21 protein-coding genes and 1 pseudogene are annotated in these 24,671 nt (G+C 58.7%); 9 read left to right on the top strand and 13 right to left on the bottom strand.

The features are described from left to right. Positions 1–45: 45 nt before the first annotated feature. On the bottom strand, positions 46–903 hold the full coding sequence (locus tag AB4P94_RS00505; RefSeq protein ID WP_016970743.1) for an MIP/aquaporin family protein: 858 nt from the start codon (positions 901–903) through the stop codon (positions 46–48). A 327-nt stretch (positions 904–1,230) separates the two neighbouring features. Here AB4P94_RS00505 and ybaK point away from each other — a divergent pair, with 327 nt between their 5' ends. Continuing rightward, complete coding sequence (gene ybaK / locus AB4P94_RS00500) at positions 1,231–1,701, top strand: Cys-tRNA(Pro) deacylase (protein WP_395608954.1); 471 nt, start codon at positions 1,231–1,233, stop codon at positions 1,699–1,701. Positions 1,702–1,837: 136 nt separating this feature from the next. On the opposite strand, the gene AB4P94_RS00495 is transcribed toward ybaK, so the two are convergent. Together AB4P94_RS00495 and argF are read right to left on the bottom strand one after the other, a co-directional pair. Beyond that, complete coding sequence (locus tag AB4P94_RS00495) at positions 1,838–2,947, bottom strand: ABC transporter ATP-binding protein (RefSeq protein WP_395608953.1); 1,110 nt, start codon at positions 2,945–2,947, stop codon at positions 1,838–1,840. After that, on the bottom strand, positions 2,944–3,864 hold the full coding sequence (argF, locus tag AB4P94_RS00490; RefSeq protein ID WP_395608952.1) for an ornithine carbamoyltransferase: 921 nt from the start codon (positions 3,862–3,864) through the stop codon (positions 2,944–2,946). Before argF ends, AB4P94_RS00495 begins: the two co-directional genes overlap by 4 nt. Before the next feature lie 434 nt (positions 3,865–4,298). On the opposite strand from argF, the gene AB4P94_RS00485 reads away from it, so the two are divergent. Both AB4P94_RS00485 and grxD read left to right on the top strand, forming a co-directional pair. Then, a complete protein-coding gene (locus AB4P94_RS00485; RefSeq protein ID WP_395608951.1) occupies positions 4,299–6,407 on the top strand; it encodes a molybdopterin oxidoreductase family protein in 2,109 nt (702 codons plus the stop codon). Between the two features lie 84 nt (positions 6,408–6,491). After that, positions 6,492–6,830 carry a Grx4 family monothiol glutaredoxin gene (gene grxD / locus AB4P94_RS00480; protein ID WP_010212745.1) on the top strand — a complete coding sequence of 113 codons (339 nt, stop codon included), beginning with the start codon at positions 6,492–6,494 and terminating at the stop codon, positions 6,828–6,830. Positions 6,831–6,899: 69 nt separating this feature from the next. Here the strand turns inward: grxD and bfr are convergent, their stop codons facing one another. Beyond that, on the bottom strand, positions 6,900–7,373 hold the full coding sequence (gene bfr, locus AB4P94_RS00475; protein ID WP_395608950.1) for a bacterioferritin: 474 nt from the start codon (positions 7,371–7,373) through the stop codon (positions 6,900–6,902). A gap of 200 nt (positions 7,374–7,573) precedes the next feature. Further along, positions 7,574–7,792 carry a bacterioferritin-associated ferredoxin gene (locus AB4P94_RS00470; protein WP_010564137.1) on the bottom strand — a complete coding sequence of 73 codons (219 nt, stop codon included), beginning with the start codon at positions 7,790–7,792 and terminating at the stop codon, positions 7,574–7,576. Between the two features lie 244 nt (positions 7,793–8,036). Here AB4P94_RS00470 and AB4P94_RS00465 point away from each other — a divergent pair, with 244 nt between their 5' ends. Continuing rightward, the gene (locus AB4P94_RS00465) at positions 8,037–8,639 is read left to right on the top strand and encodes a peroxiredoxin (RefSeq protein ID WP_003172097.1); all 603 of its coding nucleotides are present in this window, start codon (positions 8,037–8,039) and stop codon (positions 8,637–8,639) included. A gap of 243 nt (positions 8,640–8,882) precedes the next feature. Here AB4P94_RS00465 and rnt read toward each other — a convergent pair whose 3' ends face one another. Together rnt and pyrC are read right to left on the bottom strand one after the other, a co-directional pair. Beyond that, the gene (rnt, locus tag AB4P94_RS00460; RefSeq protein WP_010212742.1) at positions 8,883–9,554 is read right to left on the bottom strand and encodes a ribonuclease T; all 672 of its coding nucleotides are present in this window, start codon (positions 9,552–9,554) and stop codon (positions 8,883–8,885) included. Further along, positions 9,551–10,597: a dihydroorotase gene (gene pyrC / locus AB4P94_RS00455; RefSeq protein ID WP_395608949.1), complete on the bottom strand. Its 1,047-nt coding sequence runs from the start codon at positions 10,595–10,597 to the stop codon at positions 9,551–9,553. Before pyrC ends, rnt begins: the two co-directional genes overlap by 4 nt. 156 nt (positions 10,598–10,753) lie before the next feature. Here pyrC and AB4P94_RS00450 point away from each other — a divergent pair, with 156 nt between their 5' ends. From AB4P94_RS00450 to AB4P94_RS00440, 3 genes are all read left to right on the top strand, one after another. Continuing rightward, a complete protein-coding gene (locus AB4P94_RS00450; RefSeq protein ID WP_395608948.1) occupies positions 10,754–11,662 on the top strand; it encodes an OmpA family protein in 909 nt (302 codons plus the stop codon). 129 nt (positions 11,663–11,791) lie between these two features. Next, positions 11,792–13,009, top strand: coding sequence for an argininosuccinate synthase (locus AB4P94_RS00445; RefSeq protein ID WP_159954499.1), 1,218 nt, complete (start codon positions 11,792–11,794; stop codon positions 13,007–13,009). A 611-nt stretch (positions 13,010–13,620) separates the two neighbouring features. After that, positions 13,621–14,253: a response regulator transcription factor gene (locus AB4P94_RS00440; RefSeq protein ID WP_110624399.1), complete on the top strand. Its 633-nt coding sequence runs from the start codon at positions 13,621–13,623 to the stop codon at positions 14,251–14,253. Positions 14,254–14,326: 73 nt separating this feature from the next. On the opposite strand, the gene AB4P94_RS00435 is transcribed toward AB4P94_RS00440, so the two are convergent. The 4 genes and pseudogenes from AB4P94_RS00435 to metG all read right to left on the bottom strand — a co-directional run bounded on the left by AB4P94_RS00435 (position 14,327) and on the right by metG (position 18,587). Beyond that, positions 14,327–14,509, bottom strand: coding sequence for a PA3496 family putative envelope integrity protein (locus AB4P94_RS00435; protein WP_124526113.1), 183 nt, complete (start codon positions 14,507–14,509; stop codon positions 14,327–14,329). Positions 14,510–14,616: 107 nt separating this feature from the next. Beyond that, positions 14,617–15,255, bottom strand: coding sequence for an endonuclease III (gene nth, locus AB4P94_RS00430; protein ID WP_395608947.1), 639 nt, complete (start codon positions 15,253–15,255; stop codon positions 14,617–14,619). Positions 15,256–15,892: 637 nt separating this feature from the next. Then, positions 15,893–16,255: pseudogene (gene rsxB / locus AB4P94_RS00425) on the bottom strand (electron transport complex subunit RsxB); the annotation flags it as partial. A 280-nt stretch (positions 16,256–16,535) separates the two neighbouring features. Then, positions 16,536–18,587 carry a methionine--tRNA ligase gene (gene metG / locus AB4P94_RS00420; RefSeq protein ID WP_395608946.1) on the bottom strand — a complete coding sequence of 684 codons (2,052 nt, stop codon included), beginning with the start codon at positions 18,585–18,587 and terminating at the stop codon, positions 16,536–16,538. A 172-nt stretch (positions 18,588–18,759) separates the two neighbouring features. Here metG and apbC point away from each other — a divergent pair, with 172 nt between their 5' ends. After that, entirely contained in the window at positions 18,760–19,854 is a 1,095-nt protein-coding gene (apbC, locus tag AB4P94_RS00415; RefSeq protein WP_395608945.1) for an iron-sulfur cluster carrier protein ApbC, read from the top strand. Between the two features lie 495 nt (positions 19,855–20,349). Here the strand turns inward: apbC and fdxA are convergent, their stop codons facing one another. Together fdxA and mutS are read right to left on the bottom strand one after the other, a co-directional pair. Further along, positions 20,350–20,673 carry a ferredoxin FdxA gene (gene fdxA, locus AB4P94_RS00410; RefSeq protein ID WP_177049752.1) on the bottom strand — a complete coding sequence of 108 codons (324 nt, stop codon included), beginning with the start codon at positions 20,671–20,673 and terminating at the stop codon, positions 20,350–20,352. Between the two features lie 142 nt (positions 20,674–20,815). Continuing rightward, positions 20,816–23,407, bottom strand: a complete 2,592-nt coding sequence (gene mutS, locus AB4P94_RS00405; RefSeq protein WP_395608944.1) for a DNA mismatch repair protein MutS — start codon at positions 23,405–23,407, stop codon at positions 20,816–20,818. 252 nt (positions 23,408–23,659) lie between these two features. Here mutS and AB4P94_RS00400 point away from each other — a divergent pair, with 252 nt between their 5' ends. Then, entirely contained in the window at positions 23,660–24,394 is a 735-nt protein-coding gene (locus tag AB4P94_RS00400) for a helix-turn-helix transcriptional regulator (RefSeq protein WP_395608943.1), read from the top strand. Positions 24,395–24,671 lie beyond the last annotated feature (277 nt).

Genomic DNA, 24,671 nt, shown 5'->3' with positions numbered 1-24,671 from the left:
ATCCGCCTGGGCCGCAAAAGGGCAGTGGGCACCAGGCGGGTGTGATCAGGAAATACGCGTGTTGCCGTTGACAGCCGTGTCAGGTGTTTCTTCATCTATAGCAGGTGCCGCGCTCGGCAGGTGGCGAGCGATCAGCCCGCGATAGGCCGCAGCGCCAAGGCATGCACCCACAATGGGCGCGAAAATCGGCACCAGGAAGTAAGGAATATCGCGACCGCCCGTAAAGGCCATTTCACCCCAGCCGGCGAAAAAGGTCATCAGCTTGGGCCCGAAATCCCGCGCCGGGTTCATCGCAAAACCGGTCAATGGGCCCATGGCACTGCCAATCACCGCGATCAGCAAGCCGATCAGCAGCGGGGCCAGCGGGCCGCGCGGCAGGCCGTTGTTGTCATCGGTCAGCGCCATGATCACGCCCATCAGAATGGCGGTGATGACCACTTCCACCAGGAACGCTTGGGCGGTGCTCAACAGTGCGTGAGGGTAGGTGGAGAACACCGACGCCAGTTCCAGGCTCGCCTGGGAGCCGCGAACCATGTGGTGAGTTTGTTCGTAATCGAAAAACAGGTTGCTGTAGAGCGTGTACACCAGGGCCGCCGAGCAAAAGGCGCCGGCGACTTGGGCGAGAATATAGAAGGGCAGTTTGCGCTTTTCGAAGTCGGCAAAGATGCACAGGGCGATACTGACCGCCGGGTTGAGGTGCGCCCCGGAAATGCCGGCGCTGAGGTAGATCGCCATGCTGACGCCAACCCCCCAGATGATACTGATCTCCCACAAGCCAAAGCTGGCACCCGCGACCTTGAGCGCAGCGACACATCCGGTACCGAAGAAGATCAGCAGCGCAGTCCCCAGGAATTCGGCCATGCATTGGCTCGAAAGTGAAGGCTGTTGAAGAGCAGTTGTCATGGAAAACCTCGATTGTTGTTCTTGTCTGGCGCACAACCTCAACGTGTTGTTACGCGATTTTCACCGTGGCAAGGATCCCCATCCAGGCCGCAGCTTACTGCTGGAGTACTGTAGTGCCATTCCTACAGTATTCGGAAACGAAAAAATATAGACAAGAATGACGGCTGTCAAAGGTCGAAAGTGAACGATCGGTCATTTTCGAACTATAGGTCTGGTGAATGATCACGCAGGGAGCACAGGGTATTGATCTTTCGAGTAGGCGTACTAGAGCCTTTTGTGCGCCCTTGGCCTAGAATTGGTCCTCTGTTTGCCACGCCTGGAGACTTCATGACCCCTGCATTGGACTTGTTGAAAAAAGTTCGCGCCGAACATCGCATCCATAGTTATGAACACGATCCCAAGGCTGCGTCGTATGGTCTGGAGGCCGCGGAAAAATTGGGCCTCGACCCGGCGCAGGTGTTCAAGACGCTGCTGGCCAGCAGTGAGAAAGGTGAATTGTTGGTGGCCGTGGTGCCGGTCGTCGGAAGCCTGGATTTAAAAGCCTTGGCGCAGGCTGCCGGAGTGAAAAAGGCCGAGATGGCTGACCCGGCTGCGGCGCAACGTTCCACGGGCTACTTGTTGGGCGGCATCAGCCCGTTGGGGCAGAAGAAGCGTTTGCGCACTTTTATTGATGTGACAGCGCAGCCGTTTGCGACGATTTTTGTGAGTGCGGGGAGAAGGGGGTTGGAAGTGGAATTGCCGGCGGCGGTGTTGGCTGAGCATACACAGGCGAAGTTTGCAGAAATAGGCCGGGCGTAAGGCGATTCTGAACTATATGCAGGACCAAATGTGGGAGCGGGCTTGCTCGCGAATGCGGTGTGTCAGTCGATACATTCATCACTGATACACCGCATTCGCGAGCAAGCCCGCTCCCACATTTTTTGTTCCGGTTTCGTCAGTTGGCGGGGCTGTAGCGACGCACGCCTGACTCGGCGTGAGGAATCTGCGCGGCCGTACTGCCTGACGCCTGAAACAGCACCAGATGTTCTGCCGCCACCCGAATCCCAACATCCACGCCAACCTGATGATCCGCATGGCTCGGGAAAATCGACTCCAGCTGCGCACCCGTCGGCAACTGCAAACGATACAGGGTCGAAGCCCCCAGGAACGTCTTGCCAACAATCCGCGCTTTCAACGCACTGCCCGGCGCGTAAACGATGTCATCCGGGCGCAGCAATACATCCACCGCGCCGCCCGTCGGCCAGGTGTAAGCACGATTGCCACGCAAATCACCCAGTTCGGTGCTCACCGATTCCGGCGAGTTCAATTGGCCCCGGATGAAGTAGCCCTGGCCGATAAAGCTGGCGACATAAGGCGTCTGTGGTTCGTGATAAAGGTTGTAGGGCGTGTCCCACTGTTCCAGCCGGCCTTCTTTGAAAACCCCGACTTGATCGCTCACGGCGAAGGCTTCTTCCTGATCGTGGGTGACCAGAATTGCGCTGGTGCCCCGCGCCTTGAGGATGTCGCGCACTTCATGGCTGAGCTTGCGCCGCAACTCCCCGTCGAGGTTGGAAAACGGTTCGTCCAGCAGCAACAGTTGTGGCTCCGGCGCCAAGGCGCGGGCGAGGGCGACGCGTTGTTGCTGGCCGCCGGACAGCTCGTGAGGGAAGCGCTTGCCGAGGTTTTTCAGGTTGACCAGTTCCAGCAACTCGGCGACCACCCGGTCTTTCTGCGGGTGTTTGCGAATACCGAAGGCGATGTTGTCGGCGACGCTGAGGTGTGGAAACAGTGCGTAGTCCTGGAAAACCATGCCGATACGACGTTTCTCCGGTGCCAGTGTGAAACCGGCGCTGGAGATCACTTCACCGGCCAGGCTGATCTCACCTTCGTGCACCGGCTCAAACCCGGCAATCGCACGCAGGGTCGTCGTTTTGCCGCAACCTGAGGAACCCAAGAGGCAACCGATATCGCCGGCGTTGAGGTGCAGATTGAGGTTCTGCACCACGCGTTGATCTTGATAGCCGCATGCCAGATTGCGCAGGTTCAGCAGTAATGGCTGGCTCATGCGTGGTGGTACGACGGTGGCACGAGGAATTCGAGCAACGCTTTCTGCGCATGCAGGCGGTTTTCAGCCTGGTCCCAGGCAACCGAACGCTTGTCGTCGAGCAGGTCGAGGCTGATTTCTTCGCCACGGTGCGCGGGCAGGCAGTGCATGAACAACACGTCCGGCGCGGCAAGGTCGAGGAGTGCGCGAGTAACCTGGAACGGCGCAAACAGCGCCAGGCGCTTGGCGGTTTCTTCTTCCTGGCCCATGGACGTCCACACGTCGGTGCTCACCAGGTGCGCGCCGATCACTGCGTCACGCGGGTCGCGTACCACGGTGACACGGTCACCGGCCTGTTCCAGGAAGCGTGCATCGGGTTCGTAACCTTCCGGGCAAGCGATGCGCAATTGGAAGTCGAACTGGATCGCCGCTTCTATATAGCTGTTGCACATGTTGTTGCCGTCGCCGATCCAGGCCACGGTCTTGCCTTGGATCGAACCACGGTGCTCAAGAAAGGTTTGCATGTCGGCCAGCAACTGGCACGGGTGCAGGTCATCGGACAGGCCGTTGATCACCGGTACACGGGAATTGGCGGAAAATTCGGTCACGGTGCTGTGGGCAAAGGTACGGATCATCACCGCATCGAGCATGCTCGACAGCACGATGGCGCTGTCGGCAACCGGCTCGCCACGGCCCAATTGGGTATCGCGCGAGGACAGGAAGATGGCTTGGCCACCCAGTTGGATCATGCCGGCTTCGAACGACACCCGGGTGCGGGTCGACGACTTTTCGAAAATCATCCCGAGCACACGGTTTTTCAAAGGCTCGAACAGTACACCGCGGTTACGCAGGTCTTTAAGCTCAATGCCTCGACGGATCACGCTGACCAGCTCTTCGGGCGTGCAATCCATCAGGGAGAGAAAGTGCCTTGCGCTCATCATTAACTACCTTTTTGCAACAGACCGCAGATACTCAAAGCCTTGTTTATTGTGACAACGGGCGAGACCTGCGGCGAAAGCCGCACGGGGCGACGAAATAGGGGAAGGCGCGATCTTATAATTAAATGTCGCGTCTTACCAATAGGGCTACGGTTTTTAAGGGTGTTCAAGAGGGGCGCCTGAGCGCTTTTGAAGACAATTTCCAGACAGCAGCGGGCCATTTGTACACTGGCGTCGAGATATTTTGCAATGCGCGGGGGCGGGCCCAGGCCAGACTGCGTCGGTTTCAGAGGCTAGCGGGAGGGTTTTGAAACATTTGCTCACGCTTAGCCATGCCTTGGCCTGATGCCGTTCGATTCACGGGGCGAACGTTAGTGGTGTCGCCTTCGGTCGCGGCCCATAGTGAAGTCAAAGCCCTGATAAAGAGACTGGCCATGACCAAGACTCTCCACCACCGTGCCTGCCATCTGTGTGAAGCCATTTGCGGCCTGACCCTGGAAACCACCCAGGCCGACGACGGTAGCCTGACGATCACCTCGATCAAGGGCGACCCGCAGGACGCCTTCAGCCGCGGGCATATCTGCCCCAAGGCCGTGGCGCTGCAGGATATCCAGAACGACCCCGACCGTTTGCATCAACCCATGCTCCGGGTCGGCAGCGAATGGCAACCGATTCCGTGGGAAGATGCGTTTTCGCTCGTGGCCGAACGGCTGGCGGGCATCCAGGCCAGGCATGGTCAGAACGCCGTGGCGGTCTACCAGGGCAACCCCAGCGTGCATAACTACGGGCTGATGACCCACAGCAATTACTTTCTGGGCCAACTCAAGACCCGCAATCGCTTCTCCGCGACTTCCGTTGACCAGTTGCCCCACCACCTCACCAGCTACCTGATGTACGGCCACGGCCTGTTGCTGCCGATTCCGGACATCGATCACACCGACTTCATGCTGATCCTCGGCGGCAACCCGCTGGCGTCCAATGGCAGCATCATGACCGTGCCTGACGTGGAGAAGCGCCTCAAGGCCATTCAGGCCCGTGGCGGCAAAGTGGTGGTCGTTGACCCGCGCCGCAGCGAAACGGCGGCGATAGCGGACCAACACCTGTTCGTGCGGCCGGGCGGTGATGCGGCGCTCTTGTTCGGTGTGCTCAACACGTTGTTCAGCGAAAACCTGACTCGGGACAGCCACCTGCCGGTCGAGGGGCTGGATGACGTGCGCCAGGCGATTGCCGGGTTTACTGCCGAAGCCATGAGCCGCCAATGCGCAGTGCCTGCCGAGCAAATTCGCCAGCTGGCGCGGGACTTTGCCGCCGCCGACAGCGCCGTGTGCTACGGGCGCATGGGCGTCTCGACCCAAGCGTTCGGCACTTTGTGCCATTGGCTGGTGCAACTGATCAACCTGGTCACCGGCAACCTTGACCGCGTCGGCGGTGCTTTGTGCACCTCGCCAGCCGTGGATTTGGTGGCCTCCACCGGCGGCGGGCATTTCAATCGCTGGCAGAGTCGCGTATCCGGTCGTCCTGAATATGGCGGCGAGCTTCCGGTGTCGGCGCTGGCAGAGGAAATGCTCACCGAGGGCGAAGGGCAAATCCGCGCGCTGGTGACGGTGGCGGGCAACCCGGTGCTGTCGACGCCCAATGGCCGGCAACTGGAGCAGGCACTGGAGGGGTTGGAGTTCATGGTCAGCGTCGACCTGTACATCAACGAGACCACGCGCTATGCCGACTTGATCCTGCCGTCGACCTCGGCGCTGGAGAATGATCACTACGACACCACGTTCAATATGTTCGCGGTGCGCAATGTCACTCGCTTCAACCGCGCGATTCTGCCCAAGCCGGAGGGCGCGCTGCATGACTGGGAGATTTTCGTCGGCCTGGCCAAAGCCTTTGCAGCGCAGACGGGCGCGGCGCTTAAACCGACCCTGCCGCCTGCGCAGATGATCGACTTCGGGTTGCGCGCTGGGCGTTACGGTGACGCCTCCGAGCACAAATTGTCAGTGGAGATGCTGGCGGATCATCCCCATGGAGTTGATCTGGGGCCGCTCAGCGCCAATCTTGCCGCACGCCTGAAGACGGCTGATGGCAAAGTGCACGCGGCGCCGGCGGTGATTCTCGCGGACTTGGCGCGGTTTGCCGCGCAACCGGCGCCGGTAGTCGACGAGCTGCTGCTGATTGGTCGCCGCCATGTGCGTAGCAATAACTCCTGGATGCATAACTATCACCGCCTGGTGAAGGGCAAACCGCGCCATCAGTTGCTGATGCACCCGGATGACCTGGCCAGCCGTCAGTTGAGTGATGGCCAGCGTGTGCGCGTCAGTTCGCGTATCGGCATGATTGAAGTGGAAGTGCTGGCCAGCCTGGACATGATGCCCGGCGTCGTCAGCCTGCCTCACGGTTGGGGGCACGGCCGCCCTGGCGTGCAGATGAGCATCGCCAGCGGTCAGCCGGGAGCCAGTGCAAATGACCTGACCGACGAGCGGCAACTCGACGAATTGTCTGGAAACGCCGCGCTGAACGGCGTTCCGGTGCAGGTGGCTGCCGCATAAGGCTCGAGCACCGCGCTGGAATTTTGCGTTACAATGCGCCACCGTGCCGACCTGTGAGTCGCAAAGTTCCAGCCGAGGTGTTCCATGGATATCATCGAAACGATCAAAGAGCAGATTGCCAACAACACCATTCTGCTTTACATGAAGGGCGCGCCGAACGCTCCTCAGTGCGGTTTCTCCGCGAAAGCTTCCCAGGCCATCATGGCGTGTGGCGAGAAATTCGCTTACGTGGATATCCTGCAAAACCCTGAAATTCGCGCCAACCTGCCGAAGTACGCCAACTGGCCGACATTCCCGCAACTGTGGGTAGCCGGTGAGCTGGTCGGCGGTAGCGACATCATCACTGAGATGGCGGCTGATGGTTCGCTGCAAGCGCTGATCAAAGACGCAGCGGCAAACGCGGCGGCCAAGACCGACGCTTGATTCGCTGGCAATAAAAAGCCCCGCTTCTCGAAAGAGAGCGGGGCTTTTTTGTACCTGAGTGCCGAGGGCTTATTCGTCGCCCATCTGCGATTGCAGATAGTTTTCCAGGCTGACTTTGTCGATCAGGCCCAGTTGGGTTTCCAGCCAGTCGATGTGTTCTTCCTGGTCTTCCAGGATATCTTCCAGCAGTTCACGGCTGCCGAAGTCGCCCTTGGTTTCGCAGTGAGCGATGGCGGCCTTGAGGTCGCCGTGGCTCTTGCGCTCGAAGCCCAAGTCGCTGCCGATCATTTCCTGAGTGTGCTCACCGATGTTCAGCTTGCCCAAGTCCTGCACGTTCGGCAGGCCTTCCAGGAAGAGGATGCGCTTGATCAGCTTGTCCGCATCTTTCATGGCTTTGATGGATTCTTTGTATTCAACCTTGCCCAGCTTGTTCAGGCCCCAATCTTCGTACATGCGTGCATGCAAAAAGTACTGATTGATCGCGACCAGTTCATTGGCAAGGATTTTGTTGAGTTGCTGGATGACTGAGATGTCGCCTTTCATGACTGGGGTCCTGCCCTGTAATAGCTGTGTATGGGCAGAGTTTGAGCGGCGAAAACCTGAGTGTCAAACCTAAGTTATTGAATAATAAATGAAAATTAATCGGAATAAGAATGTTTGTGTTCCGCGTCTTGGCGCTAACTAATTGAATTACAGGCATAAAAAAACCGGACATTAAGCCCGGCTCTTTAAAACACGCGAAATTATGCGTGTGTAAATTCTGCTGAATAGGGGAGAGCGGCCTGGGCTGTTTGCAGCTGCGTCAGGGTTTCCCGTACCACTTGCTTGGCAAGGCAAGCACATTTGCCGCACTGGCTGGCAACGCCCGTGGTTTCACGCACTTCCTTGTAGCTGCAGCAACCTTCATAGATTGCTTCGCGGATTTGTCCGTCGGTGACGCCAGTACAGAGGCACACATACATAAGGGAGAACCGTCGCGGGTTTAAGGCTTAAGTGCGTTGGATCTTAATGTTAACGAGAATGATTGTCAAAGTAGATTCTCGGCGTATTGCATGGCGCCGTGCCTTCGCTGACGGACGGTTTTTTCAGTGTATGATGGTCGGTCTTCACGAAGCGTGATTGTGTCACAGGGCTGTCGCTTGATAGCGGCAGACTCGGGGCCGGTCCTTTTACTTCAATCTTCACCCTCACATCAGGAGAAACCCAATGAGCGTACTCGTCGGCAAACAAGCCCCGGATTTCGACGTACCTGCCGTCCTCGGCAATGGCGAAATCGTAGACAGCTTCAAACTGTCTGAAGCCATCAAAGGCAAATACGGCCTGGTGTTCTTCTACCCGCTGGACTTCACCTTCGTCTGCCCTTCGGAGCTGATTGCTCTGGACCACCGCATGGACGATTTCAAGGCGCGCAACGTTGAAGTGGTCGCGGTTTCCATCGACTCCCATTTCACCCACAACGCCTGGCGCAACACCGCCATCAATGATGGCGGCATCGGCAAAGTCAAATACACCATGGCTGCCGACATGAAGCACGACATTGCCAAGGCCTACGACGTGGAGTCCGAAGGCGGCGTGGCTTTCCGTGGCGCGTTCCTGATCGACGACAAAGGCGTGGTTCGCTCCCAGATCATCAACGACCTGCCACTGGGCCGTAACATGGAAGAGCTGATCCGTCTGGTTGACGCGCTGCAATTCCACGAAGAGCACGGCGAAGTCTGCCCTGCCAACTGGAAAAAAGGCGACAAAGGCATGAACGCTTCGCCAGAAGGCGTTGCGGCTTACCTGACCGAGAACGCTGGCAAGCTGTAAGCCAGGTTCGAGGTACAAAAAAACCGGCCTGTGAAGGCCGGTTTTTTTATGCACTGCATTTGGGTCTGTGGCGAGCGAGCTTCTGTGGCGAGGGAGCTTGCTCGCGCTGGGCTGCGAAGCGGCCCCAGATCCTGACACCGCAGTTTAACAGGTTAACCGCAGCGGTCTTATTGGGGCCGCTGCGCAGCCCAGCGGGAGCAAGCTCCCTCGCCACAACAAGCTCGCTCCACAGGCGCGTCAGCCTCAGTCGTTGAAATCTTCCCAGCCGCCCATGTCTTTCCAGCGATTGACGATGCCGCAGAACAGCTCGGCGGTCTTCTCGGTGTCGTAGCGGGCCGAGTGAGCCTCACGGCCGTCAAAGTCGATACCGGCTGCCTGGCAGGCCTTGGCCAGTACGGTTTGGCCATACGCCAGGCCAGCGAGGGTGGCGGTGTCGAAGCTGGAAAACGGATGAAACGGGTTGCGTTTCATGTCCAGCCGCGCCACGGCGGCGTTCAGGAAGCCCAAGTCGAAGCTGCTGTTGTGCCCGACCAGGATCGCGCGTTTGCAGCCATTGGCTTTCAACGCCTTGCGCACGCCACGGAAGATGTCGGTCAGCGCCGCTTCTTCGCTTACGGCCATGCGCAATGGATGATCGAGCTTGATACCGGTGAATTCCAAAGCAGCGGCTTCGATATTCGCGCCTTCAAACGGCTCCACGCGAAAGAAGTGAGTGTGTTCCGGGAACACAAAACCCTGTTCATCCATGCCGATGGTGGTCGCGGCAATTTCCAGCAGCGCGTCGGTGGCACAGTTGAAGCCACCGGTCTCTACGTCGATGACAACCGGCAGATAGCCGCGAAACCGCTCGGCCATCGGGTGACGGGAACCGCCACCACTGTGCTCATGTTCGTCGTCGTAATGGTCTTCACTCACTTGCTTTCCTCCAGCAGGCGCCAGCGCAGTGTTTCACCGGCGCGCAGCGGGATAACAGTCAACTCGCCAAACGGCAGGCTGGCAGGGGCGGTCCAGTCTTCACGAACCAGGGTGATGCGGTCGGTGTTCGCCGGCAGGCCGTAGAAACGCGGGCCATTGAGGCTGGCGAAGCCTTCGAGTTTGTCCAGGGCATTGCGCGCCTCGAACGCCTCGGCGTACAGCTCGATGGCGGCATACGCGGTGTAGCAGCCGGCACAGCCGCACGCGGCTTCCTTGGCGTGCTGGGCGTGAGGTGCCGAGTCGGTACCGAGGAAGAACTTCGGGCTGCCGCTGGTGGCGGCATCCAGCAAGGCCACCTGGTGGGTGTTGCGCTTGAGGATCGGCAGGCAATAGAAGTGCGGTCGAATACCGCCCACCAGCATGTGGTTGCGGTTGTAGAGCAAGTGATGCGCGGTGATGGTCGCGCCAACGTTGGCCGAAGCTTCGTTGACGAACTGCACGGCGTCGGCGGTGGTGATGTGTTCAAACACCACTTTCAAGGTCGGGAACAGCTCGACCACGCGACGCATGTGTTCGTCGATGAAGATCTTTTCACGGTCGAACACATCGACGTCGCCACGGGTGACTTCGCCGTGGATCAACAGCGGCATGCCGACTTCGGCCATGGCTTCGATGGCGGGCAGGATCTTGTCGATGCTGGTTACGCCGGAATCGGAGTTGGTGGTCGCGCCTGCCGGGTACAGCTTGGCGGCGTACACGAAGCCGCTGGCCTTGGCCTCACGAATCTCTTCGGGCTGGGTGCGATCGGTCAGGTAGAGCACCATCAACGGTTCGAAGCGGCTGCCGGCCGGGCGCGCAGCGAGGATGCGCTGGCGATAGGCGTCGGCTTGCTCGGCATTACGCACCGGAGGTACCAGGTTTGGCATGATGATGGCGCGGCCAAACGTGCGCGCTACATCGGCCACAGTTTGGGGTAACGCAGCACCATCGCGAAGATGAATATGCCAGTCGTCGGGACGCAGCAGGGTCAGGCGGTCGGACATTGGGGATTCCAGGCGGGTCAATCTGGTGGGAATGCTACCGGAAAAGACTCTTGCAGGCACTCGCTATCAAGTTTTGCTGCAGGCGTCCGATATCCCTGGGTATGCCTTAACGACGTATGACGCTTTGAAGTGTTGTAGAAACCAGTGGAGCCTCCCGTGCGCCAGCATTATCTAGCCCTGCTCAGTGTGTTCGCCAGCCTGCCTGCGATGGCCCTCACGTTCCAGACACGTCTGGAGAACATCGAGTGGAAGGTGGAAGGCGACCAGTTCGAGTGCCGCCTGACCCAGCCGATCACCGATTTTGGCTCGGGTGAGTTCGTGCGCCGGGCCGGCGAGCAGGCGACGTTCCGCCTCAAAGCCTACAACGGCGCATTGGGTGCGGGCTCGGCCACCTTGTTGGCCGCCGCTGCGCCTTGGCAGCCGGGCCGTGGTGATATCAACCTTGGCGCTGTGCGTGTCGGCAGTGGCGATGTGCTTTTCAACAGTTCCCAAGCCCAGGCCGGGCGGCTGTTCAGCGGTTTGCTCGAAGGGCGCAGTCCGACTGTGCGGCATTACGGGCGCGAAGGCGGCTACTCGGAGGTTCGCCTGCTACCGGTGAAATTCAACAAGGCCTTCAACGACTATCAACTGTGCACGGCCAAGTTATTGCCGATGAATTACGACCAGGTCAAACAGACTGAAGTCGGGTTTCCCGGTGGCGGCATCGAGCTGGATGCGGCGGCCAAAAAGAAACTGGCGGTGATTGTCGCGTTCATGAAGGCTGATCCCACGGTTAACCATATCGAGTTGAACGGCCATTCCGACAACAGTGGCAATCGCCTGACCAACCGCGACGTCTCGCGCCGCCGTGCCCTGGCCGTGACGGACTACTTCAAGGAAAATGGCATCCCGGAATCGCAGATAACCATGCGCTTTCACGGCGAGAGCTACCCGCTGGCCCCCAACACCAACGCCGCCAACCGGGCGCGCAACCGCCGTGTGAATATTCAGCTTGAACGTGTCGCCGTTCCCGAAAAACCGGCGCCTCAGGCCACGGCTCCAGGCAACCCTGCACACACGTCATAAAGTGCGGCTATCGGTCGCGCACTCGACATAATCTGTCGCTTTATCTTCATTTGCTGTCGCGCCCCTGTAATTTCATGGTTTTGGTCGGTAGAATCGTCGCCTTTCCGTACAACCCCGTGGAGTGATGGCATGGCCGACGTAAACAAGGTCGTTCTCGCGTATTCCGGCGGCCTGGACACTTCGGTGATCCTCAAGTGGCTGCAGGATACTTATAACTGTGAAGTGGTGACCTTCACCGCTGACCTGGGTCAGGGCGAAGAGGTCGAACCTGCACGTGCCAAGGCGCAAGCCATGGGCGTGAAAGAGATCTACATTGACGACCTGCGCGAAGAGTTCGTCCGCGATTTCGTCTACCCGATGTTTCGCGCCAACACCGTCTACGAAGGCGAGTACCTGCTGGGTACCTCCATCGCACGTCCGCTGATCGCCAAGCGCTTGATCGAAATCGCCAACGAAACCGGCGCTGACGCCATTTCCCATGGCGCCACCGGCAAAGGCAACGACCAGGTCCGTTTTGAACTGGGCGCCTACGCCCTCAAGCCTGGCGTAAAAGTGATTGCTCCGTGGCGCGAGTGGGACCTGCTGTCCCGTGAAAAGCTGATGGATTACGCGGAAAAGCACGCGATCCCGATCGAGCGTCACGGCAAGAAGAAGTCCCCGTACTCGATGGACGCCAACTTGCTGCACATCTCCTATGAAGGCGGCGTGCTGGAAGACACCTGGACCGAGCATGAAGAAGACATGTGGAAATGGACCGTCTCCCCGGAGAACGCTCCAGACAAGGCCCAGTACCTGGAATTGACCTACCGCAACGGCGACATCGTCGCGCTGGACGGCGTCGAAATGACCCCGGCCACCGTGCTGGCGACCCTGAACCGTATCGGCGGTGAACACGGTATCGGCCGTCTCGACATCGTCGAGAACCGTTACGTGGGCATGAAGTCCCGTGGCTGCTACGAAACCCCAGGTGGCACCATCATGCTGCGTGCCCACCGCGCCATCGAGTCCATCACCCTGGATCGCGAAGTGGCTCACCTCAAAGACGAGCTAATGCCCAAGTACGCCAGCCTGATCTACACCGGCTACTGGTGGAGCCCTGAGCGTCTGATGCTGCAACAGATGATCGATGCCTCCCAGGTTCACGTGAATGGTGTTGTGCGCCTGAAGCTGTACAAGGGCAACGTGATCGTTACTGGCCGCAAGTCCGATGAGTCGCTGTTCGACGCCAACATTGCCACCTTCGAGGAAGATGGCGGCGCTTACAATCAGGCGGATGCAGCTGGCTTTATCAAGTTGAATGCCCTGCGCATGCGCATTGCAGCCAACAAGGGCCGCAAGCTGTTCTGACAGATTCCTTGTTGTGAAAAATGGCCCCTTGTTCAAGGGGCCATTTTTTTGCCTGTAAGTAATCTGTGGCCTTGAGCCGGCGATGATTTTTAGTTGTATTACCAGAGTGTTTATATTTTGTTGAACTCTAAAGTTGTCTGTTGAGTTTTTGTTTAACTGAATGAATTTCTAACACCTTCATAGGAACTATTTCTTACAGAAGTTTCACTATGTTTTACAGGATTCCAGTAATGCGCTGAAAATTCTGTAGGAATTAAGGAGGTTTTAAAATATGTTGAATGGAACTAAAACAGTCGGAAGTTTTACGTGGGATTATTCTCCGGGCAGCTTTACACAATGGGCTTTTCCTGAAAGTCACGTGCGGGGCGTTTACCCAATGCGCCGTGTACGTGGCTTAATTTGCGCAAAATATTTAAAAGCCCGGAAATATCTGAAAGGCGTCATAAAGCAGGGTGCATCCGAGTTAGTGTTTTTTTGTAGGCTTATTCCGATATCGTTGTGGGTTGGGTCTCTGCTTGCTGTTGCTTGGGGGGGAATGCTATGCCAACTAGCGGGCGACTAGGCTATTGTGTTTGCTCTAAATAATTCGAACAGCGAAATTGGACTTTCTCATGAATAAAGTGCTGATCGTGGATGATCATCCCGTCATTCGGCTTGCTGTGCGCATGCTAATGGAGCGTCATGGTTATGAAGTCGTTGCCGAGACTGATAACGGTGTCGATGCATTGCAACTTGCACGGGAGCATGTACCGGACATCGTCATTCTGGATATCGGAATACCCAAGCTCGACGGGCTGGAAGTGATTTGCCGGCTGGCGTCTGCCAAACAACCCGCGCCGGTGAAGGTACTGGTGCTGACGTCCCAGGCCCCCGGGCATTTTTCGATGCGTTGCATGCAGGCGGGTGCGGCAGGCTATGTGTGCAAGCAGCAAGACCTGACCGAGCTGCTGAGTGCCATCAAGGCCGTGCTCTCGGGTTACAGCTACTTTCCGAACCAGGCGCTCAACTCGGTGCGCTCCACCATGGGCAATGCCAGTGAAGCGGACATGGTCGAACGCCTGTCCGGGCGTGAGATGATGGTGCTGCAGCAACTGGCCCGTGGCAAAACCAACAAGGAAATCGCTGACGGCATGTTTTTGAGCAACAAGACCGTGAGCACCTACAAGACTCGCCTTCTGCTCAAGCTCAACGCGCGCTCCCTGGTGGACCTGATCGAGCTGGCTCAACGCAATGGCCTCGTCTAGCGGCCGGATCCCCCCAGAGTAACCGGCAGAAAAAAGCCTCCGTCAGGGAGGCTTCCGGTCGTCAACAGGTCGATCAGAGATCGAAGTCGTAATCGGCCAGTTGTTTTTGCAAGCGTCGCTCTTCCAATAGGTTGTCGATAGTGCGGCGTTTGCTCAAATTGGTCTTGGCCACCTCTGCAACAGGGGCTTCCCCATCGTCATCCGACTCCGCAACGAGGTCGTCCTCTACATCCAGTTGTTCTTTGCCAGTGCTCATAAGGTTAACTCCAGGCTAAGACTGCCGTTGGCGCTCCTTATAACGATAATCCATGAATGGGTAAAAAAGATTTTTTCAATCGGGTGATCGAAAAAACCAATGATCCCTCAATCGTCAGACGTCTTGTCCTTGTAATCGCACAGATCCTCGATGCGGCAGCTCCCGCAACGCGGCTTGCGGGCCTGGCAAACATAACGCCCGTGAAGGATCAGCCAGTGGTGGGAATCGAGCAGATAGGGCTTGGGTACAAACTTCATCAACTGCTTTTCCACCTCCACCACGTTCTTGCCCTGCGCGATGCCGGTGCGGTTGCTGACACGGAAAATATGCGTGTCCACCGCCATAGTCAGTTGCCGGAACGCCGTATTGAGCACCACGTTGGCGGTTTTACGGCCCACACCCGGCAACGCTTCCAGAGCTTCGCGGGTTTGTGGCACTTCGCCGCCATGCATCTCGACCAGCAGGCGGCAGGTTTCAATCACATTCTTCGCCTTGCTGTTGTACAGGCCGATGGTCTTGATGTATTGCGACAAGCCTTCAATGCCCAGTGCATAAATCGCCTCTGGCGTGTTGGCCACCGGGTACAGTTTGGCCGTGGCCTTGTTGACGCCAACGTCTGTGGACTGCGCCGAGAGGATCACCGCAATCAGCAACTCGAACGGCGTGGTGTAGGCCAGTTCGGTCTTGGGTTCCGGATTATCCTCGTGAAACCTGCGGAAAATTTCCAGGCGTTTTGCGGCGTTCATGGGGCAGAGGTTCCTTGCAGGCGGTCGGCGCGATTGTAGCAATACACGCCGCAGGATTTGCGGATCAGGCGTTGCTGTGGGCATCCACCTGGTGCTGTGCCTCGTCGAGCTTGTGCTGCGCCTGCGCCAGTTGTTGCGGGTCGGCGTTCAAGTCCTGGGCTTTCTTCAGCTCCGCGCGGCGCATCGCGAGCTGGATTTTGGCGCGTTTCAGGTCGGCAGTATTACCGGTCGCGGCTACTGCCGTCGGTGCGGTGTGCACTTCCAAAGCTGCCAGCGCTTGCTCCGCTGCTTCGAATTGCTGTTGCAGGGCAATCAACTGCGATTGCTGTTCAAAGGTTGGCGGGTGACCAAACGCTTTCAAGGATTTGTGCAACTGGGCGCGACTCATTGCAACCGTGATTTTGGCTTTCTTGACCGCTGCATCTTGGGCAGTGCTGGCCTGCACGGGTAACGCCGGTTCCGAACGTTTGGCCCGAGCCAGGCGTTCAGCGAGCTTTTGAGCCTCTTCCCGTTGCAGCCGCGCATTGCGTTGTTCATAACGGCGCCGCGCCCGGTCACGTTTGATGCTGCGCTCATCGCGTTGTCGATCATTGGTCGCCAGGCCGCCCACAATCGGCAGCACGGTGGCTGCCGGGTGCATTTCAATGCAGTCCACGGGGCAGGGCGCAACACACAAGTCGCAGCCGGTGCATTCATCCATGATGACGGTGTGCATCAGCTTGGCGGCGCCGACAATTGCATCCACCGGGCAGGCCTGTATGCACTTGGTGCAGCCGATGCACTCGGCTTCACGGATATAGGCGACCTGTGCCGGAGCTTCCCCTCGGCTGGTGTCCAGTTCCAGCACCGGCACGCGCAGCAATTGCGCCAGGCTGGCGATGGTTTCCTCGCCGCCCGGCGGGCATTTGTTGATCGCTTCACCAAGCGCGATGCCCTCGGCGTAGGGTTTGCAGCCCGGGTGCCCGCACTTGCCGCATTGGGTCTGCGGCAGCAGCGCGTCGATACGTTGTGTCAGGTTCATGGGAGGATCATTGGCATGCCGGTTAGACGAACAGGGCCTGGGTGGTGAGCCCGCAGGTTGTAATGAGCGGGATTCTATCCGTTGTGGCTTGTGGGCTTGTCGTGGCGAGCGGGCTTGCCCCGCGTTGGGCTGCGGAGCAGCCCCATCACTGCCATCACGGTTTCTACAAATAGGACCGAGTCGCTGGTTTAGGGCCGCTGCGCGACCCAACGCGGGGCAAGCCCGCTCACTACAACAACCACAAGCACAGCCTTCTGGCTTACTTGATACGCTGACCCGGCTTGGCGCCGCTGTCAGGGCTCAGCAGGTAAATCTCTTCACCGCCAGGGCCAGCTGCCATCACCATGCCTTCGGAAAGACCGAACTTCATTTTCCGTGGCTTGAGGTTGGCGATCATCATGGTCAGCCGACCATCGAGCTTGGACGGGTCCGGGTACGCGCTCTTGATGCCGGAGAAAACGTTACGCTGCTCGTCACCGATGTCCAGCGTCAGGCGCAAGAGCTTGTCAGCCCCTTCCACGGCTTCGGCCTTGATGATCAGCGCAACGCGCAGGTCCACGGCCGCAAAGGCGTCGAACTCGATTTCCGGGGAGAGCGGGTCCTTGGCCAGTTCGCCATTGCCAGCAGGCGCGGACTCACCGGTGTCGGTCTGGCTGGCGACCAGGTCTTCTTTCGAAGCATCGGTCATGGCCTGGACCTTGACCGGGTCGATACGGGTCATCAGCGGCTTGAACTCGTTCAGCTGATGGTTGCTCAGCAAGGTGGCGTGGTCATTCCAGGTCAGCGGCGCGACGTTCAGGAACGCCTCGGCATCGGCAGCCAGCAATGGCAGCACGGGCTTGAGGAAAATCACCAACTGACGGAACAGGTTGACGCCCGTGGCGCAGATTGCCTGGACTTCAGCCTGCTTGCCTTCCTGTTTGTTCAGCGACCACGGTGCCTTGTCGGCGATCCAGGCGTTGGCGCGGTCAGCCAGGCCCATGATTTCGCGCATGGCGCGGGCAAAGTCACGGGCTTCATAGGCGTCGGCGATGCTTGGCGCAGCGGCGAGGAAGGCGTCAGTCAGTTCCGGCGCGGCGTTTTCAGCCACCAGCACACCGGCGTTGCCCTTATGGATAAAACCGGCGCAGCGGCTGGCGATGTTGACGACCTTGCCGACCAGGTCCGAGTTGACCTTCTGTACGAAGTCTTCCAGGTTCAGGTCCAGGTCGTCGACGCCACGGCCCAGCTTGGAGGCGTAGTAGTAGCGCAGGTATTCCGGCGACAGATGGTCCAGGTAGGTGCGCGCCTTGATAAAGGTGCCACGGGACTTGGACATTTTCTGGCCGTTGACCGTCAGGTAGCCGTGCACGGCAATGCCGGTTGGCTTGCGGTAGCCCGAACCTTCAAGCATCGCCGGCCAGAACAGGGCGTGGAAGTTGACGATGTCCTTGCCGATGAAGTGGTACAGCTCGGCGGTGGAATCCTTGTTCCAGAACGCGTCGAAATCCAGTTCCGGCGTACGGTCACACAGGTTCTTGAAGCTGGCCATGTAGCCGATCGGAGCATCCAGCCACACGTAGAAGTATTTGCCCGGCTCGTCAGGGATTTCGAAACCGAAGTACGGCGCATCGCGGGAGATGTCCCACTGTTGCAGGCCGGCATCCAGCCATTCGGCGATCTTGTTCGCCACGGCGTCCTGCAACGTGCCACTGCGGGTCCAGGTTTGCAGCATTTGCTGGAAATCCGGGAGCTTGAAGAAGAAGTGCTGGGAATCCTTGAGCACCGGCGTGGCGCCCGAGATGGCCGACTTCGGATCTTTCAGGTCAGTCGGCGCGTAGGTAGCACCGCATTTCTCGCAGTTGTCGCCGTACTGGTCTTCGGTGCCGCATTTCGGGCAGGTGCCCTTGATGAAGCGGTCGGCCAGGAACATTTTCTTTTCCGGGTCGAAATACTGGGTGATCGACCGCGTGTCGATGTGCCCGGCGTCGCGCAGGCGCTTGTAGATCTGGCTCGACAGCTCGCGGTTTTCCTCGGAGTGGGTCGAATGGAAGTTGTCGAAATCCACCAGGAACTCGGCAAAGTCGGCGCTGTGTTCAGCCTGCACATTGGCGATCAGTTGTTCCGGGGTGATCCCTTCCTTTTCGGCGCGCAACATGATGGCCGAACCGTGGGCGTCGTCCGCGCAGACATAAATGCATTGATTGCCGCGATGCTTCTGGAAGCGCACCCACATATCAGTCTGGATGTACTCAAGCATATGGCCAAGATGGATGGAACCATTGGCATAGGGCAGGGCGCTGGTGACGAGGATCTTGCGTGGCTCGGACATGGGGCTCGGCTACTTGATGAAACGGAGGTCGGCCACTATAAAGCGCCGGGAAATTTATTTCACCCCGTGACGCTGTTTCAGCATCTTCCAGACCTTCGAAAGCATGCCGCTGGGCTGTCGGAACGGTTAGGATAGCCGCCTGTTTCAGTCAGTCTTTTTTCGGGAGTAGCCCATGAGCGCCGTCAATCGCGCAGCGGTGGAAGCCGTTCTTCGCCAGTACACCGACCCCTATTTGAACCAGGACCCGGTCAGCGCCGGCTGTGTGCGCGCCATCGAGGTCCAGGGTGACCAAGTGTCGGTCCAGTTGGAACTGGGCTATGCCGCAGGCCTGTTCAAGAACGGCTGGGCGCAAATGCTGCAAATGGCCATCGAAGGTCTCGAGGGCGTACGTGCGGCCAAGGTCGACATTCAGTGCGTGATCGCCGCGCACAAGGCCCAGGCGCAAATCCCGGGCCTGGCCAACGTCAAGAACGTGGTTGCCGTGGCGTCCGGCAAGGGTGGCGTGGGCAAGTCCACCACGGCGGCCAACCTCGCCCTGGCCCTGGCTCGCGAAGGCGCGCGCGTGGGCATTCTCGACGCCGACATCTATGGCCCAAGCCAGGGTGTGATGTTCGGCATCGCCGAAGGCACGCGGCCGAAGGTCAAGGATCAGAAATGGTTTGTACCGATTGAGGCCCATGGTGTTGAGGTCATGTCCATGGCCTTCCTCACCGACGACAACACGCCGATGGTCTGGCGCGGGCCGATGGTCTCCGGCGCGTTGCTGCAACTGGTCACCCAGACCGCCTGGGGCGACCTCGATTACCTGGTTATCGACATGCCGCCCGGCACCGGTGATATCCAGCTGACCCTGGCGCAAAAAGTCCCGGTGGCCGGTTCGGTGATCGTGACCACGCCGCAGGATCTTGCGCTGCTTGATGCCCGCAAAGGTGTGGAGATGTTCCGCAAGGTCAACATTCCCGTGCTGGGCGTGGTGGAGAACATGGCGGTGCACATCTGCTCCAACTGCGGGCATGCCGAGCACCTGTTCGGTGAGGGCGGTGGCGAGAAGCTCGCGACTCAATACGGCGTTGAATTGCTGGCCTCGTTGCCGTTGTCGATGCTGATTCGTGAGCAGGCCGATGGTGGCAAGCCTACCGTGGTGGCCGAGCCTGACAGCCCGGTCGCCATGGTTTATCAGGAACTGGCCCGCCACGTGGGGGCCCGGATCGTGCTGCAGGAAGCGGCTGCACCGGCGATGCCGACGATCACGGTCAGCGACGACTGACCTCTCTGAAGCGAAAAAGCCTCGGCATTGCCGAGGCTTTTTCATGCCTGAAGATCGGCCAACAGGGCCCGGTTACGCTTTTACGCAATTGCGCGTGTAAGCATTCGCTTACTTTTTCGTAAGTGTTTGGGGTTTTTACCGGGTGTGTACGACTAAGAAAGGCGAGAGACTTTTCTATCCTGTTGAAAAGTAACAATTATTTATGCGAGGCCTCGCGTGAAAAGCTGTCAGCCCGCAACTTGGATCCCGTTGAACTTCCCTTGGAACTCTCTAACATCAGCCCTGTGTCCACGGATTGGCACAGCCATCAAGGAACGATGGTTCAGGGAATGTCGCAGGATGCGATTCATCAGGATGATGAAAAGGAATACAGGGACTAGGGAAAAAATGTGGGCGGGTCATACCGCCCCTTTTTTTGCCTGCAGAAAAGTAAAACCCGCTGCGCAGAAACGCAAAAAGGCCCGCAAGGGGCCTTTTTTATGGGCGGCGACGCTATCAGCGTTCGAGGTCTGCAATCTTGCCTTTTTTACCGTCCCAGTCCGCTGCATCCGGCATCGGATCCTTGCGTTCAGTGATGTTCGGCCAGATTTCCGCCAGCTCGACGTTCAACTGAATAAATTCCTGCATCTCTGCCGGGACTTCATCCTCGGAGAAAATGGCGACGGCCGGGCATTCAGGCTCACACAGGGCGCAGTCGATGCACTCGTCCGGGTGGATAACCAGGAAGTTCGGGCCTTCGTAGAAGCAGTCCACCGGACATACTTCCACGCAGTCGGTGTACTTGCACTTGATGCAGTTGTCGGTGACGACGAAGGTCATTTCTAATTTTCTCCTCAGGCGGCGGCAGCGAAACCCTTTGTGGCAGGGCTCGCGAGGTTCGGGAGCGATAGTCTGCAGGCCAGGCTAAAAGCCCGCAGCATCCCAAACCGCGCGAGAGTCTACCAGCTTGCAAGCCTCAGCGTTATATCCGAACCTTCAGTGCATATAACATTTCGAGCGCTTTGCGCGGGGTCATGTCGTCCAGATCAAGCTTGGCCAACTCATCCAGTACCGGATGGGGCAGGCTGGCGAACATATCGCTTTGATGCGGCGCGCTGCTCTTGCTTTTGGCTTTGACGGGGCTTGCAACCACGGTTTCGTGGGGCAGCGCGGTGGTTTCCAGGCGGCTGAGATGCTCTCGGGCGCGGGTGATTACCTCGCTCGGTACGCCGGCCAGTTGCGCCACTGCCAGGCCGTAGCTCTGGCTCGCCGGCCCTGGCAGCACGTGGTGCAGGAACACGATGCGTTCGTTGTGCTCGGTGGCATTCAAATGCACGTTGGCGACCAGCGGTTCGCTTTCCGGCAATACGGTCAGTTCGAAGTAGTGAGTGGCAAACAGCGTGTAGGCGCGCAGATGCGCCAGGCGCTCGGCCGCCGCCCAGGCCAGAGACAGACCGTCGAAGGTACTGGTGCCGCGGCCCACTTCGTCCATCAATACCAGGCTGCGTTCTGTGGCGTTGTGCAGGATGTTGGCGGTCTCGCTCATTTCCACCATAAAGGTCGAACGGCCACCGGCCAGGTCGTCGCTGGAGCCGATCCGCGTGAAAATGCGGTCCACCAGCGACAACTCGCAACTGGCCGCCGGCACAAAGCTGCCGATGTGCGCCAGCAATACGATCAATGCGGTCTGGCGCATGTAGGTGGATTTACCACCCATGTTCGGGCCGGTAATCACCAGCATGCGCGTGTCGTCATCCAGCGACAGGTCGTTGGCGACAAACGGCGTGGTCAACACCTGCTCAACCACCGGATGGCGCCCCTGCACGATGCGCATGCACGGCTCGCTCACAAAGCGCGGGCAATTGAGGTCAAGGTTCAGCGCACGCTCGGCCAGGTTGCTCAACACATCCAGTTCCGCCAGCGCGCCTGCGGTGTCTTGCAACGGCGCCAAGCGGCTGATCAAGTCTTCGAGCAAGGCTTCATAGAGCATCTTTTCCCGCGCCAAGGCACGGCTTTTGGCCGACAACGCCTTGTCTTCGAACTCTTTCAATTCCGGCGTGATAAAGCGCTCGGCGCCTTTAAGGGTCTGGCGACGCTGATAATCAACCGGCGCCGACTCGGCCTGCTTGCTCGGCAACTCAATAAAGTAGCCGTGCACACGGTTGTAGCCGACCTTCAAGTTGGCCAGGCCCGTGCGGGCTTTCTCGCGTGCTTCCAGGTCAATCAGGAATTGGCCGGCGTTTTCGCTCAGAGATTGCAGCTCGTCCAGCTCGGTGTCATATCCGGTTTTCAGCACGCCGCCGTCACGGATGATCGCAGGCGGGTTATCAATAATGGCTTTTTCCAGCAGGGCCGCGAGGTCCGGGTAGGTGCCGGTGGTCACCGCCAGCTGTTGCAGGTGCGGCGTGTCCAGATCGGTCATCGCCTCTTGCAACTGTGGGAGGGCGCCGAGGGCGTCACGCAGGCGCGCGAGGTCACGGGGCCGTGCGTTGCGCAGGCCGATCCGCGCCAGAATGCGCTCTATGTCGCCGATTTCTTTCAGCTGCGGCTGCAGCTTTTCAAAGCGATAGCCGTCCAGCAGGCAGGTAATGGAAGTCTGCCGCGCTTGCAGCACGGTCAGATCGCGCAGTGGACGGTTCAGCCAACGGGTCAGCAAACGGCTGCCCATGGCGGTCTGGCAGCGGTCGACCACCGATTGCAGCGTGTTGTCACGCCCGCCCGCCAGGTTGGTGTCCAGCTCCAGGTTGCGACGGCTGGCGCCATCGAGCACCACGGTATCGTCCAGGCGCTCATGGCGCAGGCTGCGCAAATGCGGCAGGGCGGTGCGCTGGGTTTCCTTGGCGTAACCCAGCAGGCAACCGGCGGCGCCGATCGCCAGGGTCAGGGTTTCGCAGCCGAAGCCTTTAAGGTCCTGCACCGAGAATTGCTGACACAGACTTTTCAGCGCCGAATCACGCTCGAAGTCCCACGGCGCACGGCGTTTGGTCCCACGGCGCTTTTCTGCCGGCAAGTCCTTTGGCCAATCATCCGGAATCAACAACTCCACCGGATTGATCCGCTCCAGCTCCGCCAGCAGGTTCTCCCAGCCCTTGATCTCCAGCACGCTGAAATTGCCGCTGGTGATATCCAGCACCGACAGGCCGAACAAACGCTCATCGCCCAACACCGCTGCGATCAGGTTATCGCGACGCTCATCCAGCAGCGCCTCATCACTCACCGTGCCCGGCGTAATAATGCGCACCACTTGGCGTTCCACCGGCCCCTTGCTCGTGGCCGGGTCGCCGATCTGCTCACAAATCACCACCGACTCGCCCAGCTTCACCAGCTTGACCAAGTAGCCTTCCAGTGAGTGGTAAGGAATGCCACACATCGGAATCGACTGCCCCGCCGACTGCCCGCGCGCGGTCAGGGTGATGTCCAGCAACTTGGCGGCCTTCTTCGCGTCTTCATAGAAGATCTCGTAGAAGTCGCCCATGCGATAGAACATCAACTGATCAGGGTGCTGGTTTTTGAGGCGCCAGTACTGCTGCATCATCGGGGTGTGGGAGGACAGATCTGAAGTGGCTTTACTCATTGGGTCGTAGGCAAATTCGTTGAAAGGAGTGGGGCAAAGGTGGGGCGTTTGGCCCTGCGATTTTGCGATGGCGGCAAGGTTAACATGCGAGGTCGAGGGTTCGCAGTTCGCAAACGGCTAGGGAAAATACAAAAGGGCGAGGCCTCTACTGCCAGCCAGTATTAAAGGGGCTCGCCACCGCGGCCTGAAATATGCATGAAATATGCAAATTAGCATTTGCCAACCCCGAAATCCCCCGTCATCATCCCCATTATGCAAAAACGCAACGTTTCATCCGTCTTAAGAGAATTGCTGGACCGCGACCGGATCTCCCCCACGGAGCTTCACCGGCGTACCGGCGTGCCTCAATCCACGTTGTCCCGGATCCTCAGCGGCAAGATCGTTGATCCGTCGGACAAGCACATTTCCCGCATCGCCGACTACTTCCGTGTGAGCACCGACCAACTGCGCGGGCGCGCGGCGGTGGGCGTTTCGCGGGACGACGGACGCGACCCGATGCATTCGGAACTCAAGGACATAAGCCTGTGGGACGACGACACGCCCGTTAATGATGACGAGGTGTCGATCCCCTTTCTGCGCGAGGTTGAATTGGCTGCTGGATCAGGAAGATTCGTCATCGAGGAAAGCGAGAAGGCCAGCCTGCGGTTCGGCAAGCGCAGCCTTCGCCACAACGGTGTGCAGTTCGACCAGGCCAAATGTGTGACGGTGCGCGGCAACAGCATGTTGCCGGTGCTGCGCGACGGTGCGACGGTGGGGGTGAATGCGGGCAAGAGTGGCATTGGTGATATCGTCGATGGCGACCTGTACGCCATCAACCACAATGGCCAGCTGCGCGTGAAACAGCTCTACCGCCTGCCTTCCGGGATTCGTCTGCGCAGTTTCAACCGCGATGAGCACCCGGATGAAGACTACAGCTTTCAGGATATCCAGGATGAGCAGATCAGCATCCTCGGCCATGTGTTTTGGTGGGGCATGTACGCCCGCTAGCCTCCTTGCATAAGACAAAGCCCGCCAGTGTGCGGGTTTTTTTTCGCCTGTAGAAAATCGGCAAATCCCTGGCCAGCAAGGCTCTAAATGCATCAGTGCATGTTGAAGGTAAAAATAAATGCATTAATGCATTGACTGTATATGCATACATGCATATTCTTCATCTCAAGCCAGCCAACAAGGCCTGGTGGAGGCGGCAAGGATGCCGCCAGGGAAAGACAAGGAAGGCACGCAACATCGGCAAGGACGCCATCGAAGCGATGGCAGGGATGCCAGG

Source organism: Pseudomonas sp. B22129 (assembly GCF_044218875.1).
Lineage (GTDB): Bacteria > Pseudomonadota > Gammaproteobacteria > Pseudomonadales > Pseudomonadaceae > Aquipseudomonas.
Note: the sequence above shows the minus strand (reverse complement) of the source record. Positions and strands in the feature narration are given on the sequence as shown.

What these genes read in the sequence shown, in the direction of transcription:
- pyrC (WP_395608949.1), bottom strand. Translation starts at nt 10,597, where the DNA reads ATGTCCGACCGCCTGACCCTGCTGCGTCCCGACGACTGGCATATTCAT.
- ybaK (WP_395608954.1), top strand. Translation starts at nt 1,231, where the DNA reads ATGACCCCTGCATTGGACTTGTTGAAAAAAGTTCGCGCCGAACATCGC.
- grxD (WP_010212745.1), top strand. Translation starts at nt 6,492, where the DNA reads ATGGATATCATCGAAACGATCAAAGAGCAGATTGCCAACAACACCATT.
- AB4P94_RS00440 (WP_110624399.1), top strand. Translation starts at nt 13,621, where the DNA reads ATGAATAAAGTGCTGATCGTGGATGATCATCCCGTCATTCGGCTTGCT.
- nth (WP_395608947.1), bottom strand. Translation starts at nt 15,255, where the DNA reads ATGAACGCCGCAAAACGCCTGGAAATTTTCCGCAGGTTTCACGAGGAT.
- AB4P94_RS00400 (WP_395608943.1), top strand. Translation starts at nt 23,660, where the DNA reads ATGCAAAAACGCAACGTTTCATCCGTCTTAAGAGAATTGCTGGACCGC.
- argF (WP_395608952.1), bottom strand. Translation starts at nt 3,864, where the DNA reads ATGAGCGCAAGGCACTTTCTCTCCCTGATGGATTGCACGCCCGAAGAG.
- AB4P94_RS00485 (WP_395608951.1), top strand. Translation starts at nt 4,299, where the DNA reads ATGACCAAGACTCTCCACCACCGTGCCTGCCATCTGTGTGAAGCCATT.
- AB4P94_RS00465 (WP_003172097.1), top strand. Translation starts at nt 8,037, where the DNA reads ATGAGCGTACTCGTCGGCAAACAAGCCCCGGATTTCGACGTACCTGCC.
- AB4P94_RS00435 (WP_124526113.1), bottom strand. Translation starts at nt 14,509, where the DNA reads ATGAGCACTGGCAAAGAACAACTGGATGTAGAGGACGACCTCGTTGCG.
- bfr (WP_395608950.1), bottom strand. Translation starts at nt 7,373, where the DNA reads ATGAAAGGCGACATCTCAGTCATCCAGCAACTCAACAAAATCCTTGCC.
- metG (WP_395608946.1), bottom strand. Translation starts at nt 18,587, where the DNA reads ATGTCCGAGCCACGCAAGATCCTCGTCACCAGCGCCCTGCCCTATGCC.
- fdxA (WP_177049752.1), bottom strand. Translation starts at nt 20,673, where the DNA reads ATGACCTTCGTCGTCACCGACAACTGCATCAAGTGCAAGTACACCGAC.
- AB4P94_RS00470 (WP_010564137.1), bottom strand. Translation starts at nt 7,792, where the DNA reads ATGTATGTGTGCCTCTGTACTGGCGTCACCGACGGACAAATCCGCGAA.
- AB4P94_RS00445 (WP_159954499.1), top strand. Translation starts at nt 11,792, where the DNA reads ATGGCCGACGTAAACAAGGTCGTTCTCGCGTATTCCGGCGGCCTGGAC.
- apbC (WP_395608945.1), top strand. Translation starts at nt 18,760, where the DNA reads ATGAGCGCCGTCAATCGCGCAGCGGTGGAAGCCGTTCTTCGCCAGTAC.
- AB4P94_RS00495 (WP_395608953.1), bottom strand. Translation starts at nt 2,947, where the DNA reads ATGAGCCAGCCATTACTGCTGAACCTGCGCAATCTGGCATGCGGCTAT.
- mutS (WP_395608944.1), bottom strand. Translation starts at nt 23,407, where the DNA reads ATGAGTAAAGCCACTTCAGATCTGTCCTCCCACACCCCGATGATGCAG.
- AB4P94_RS00505 (WP_016970743.1), bottom strand. Translation starts at nt 903, where the DNA reads ATGACAACTGCTCTTCAACAGCCTTCACTTTCGAGCCAATGCATGGCC.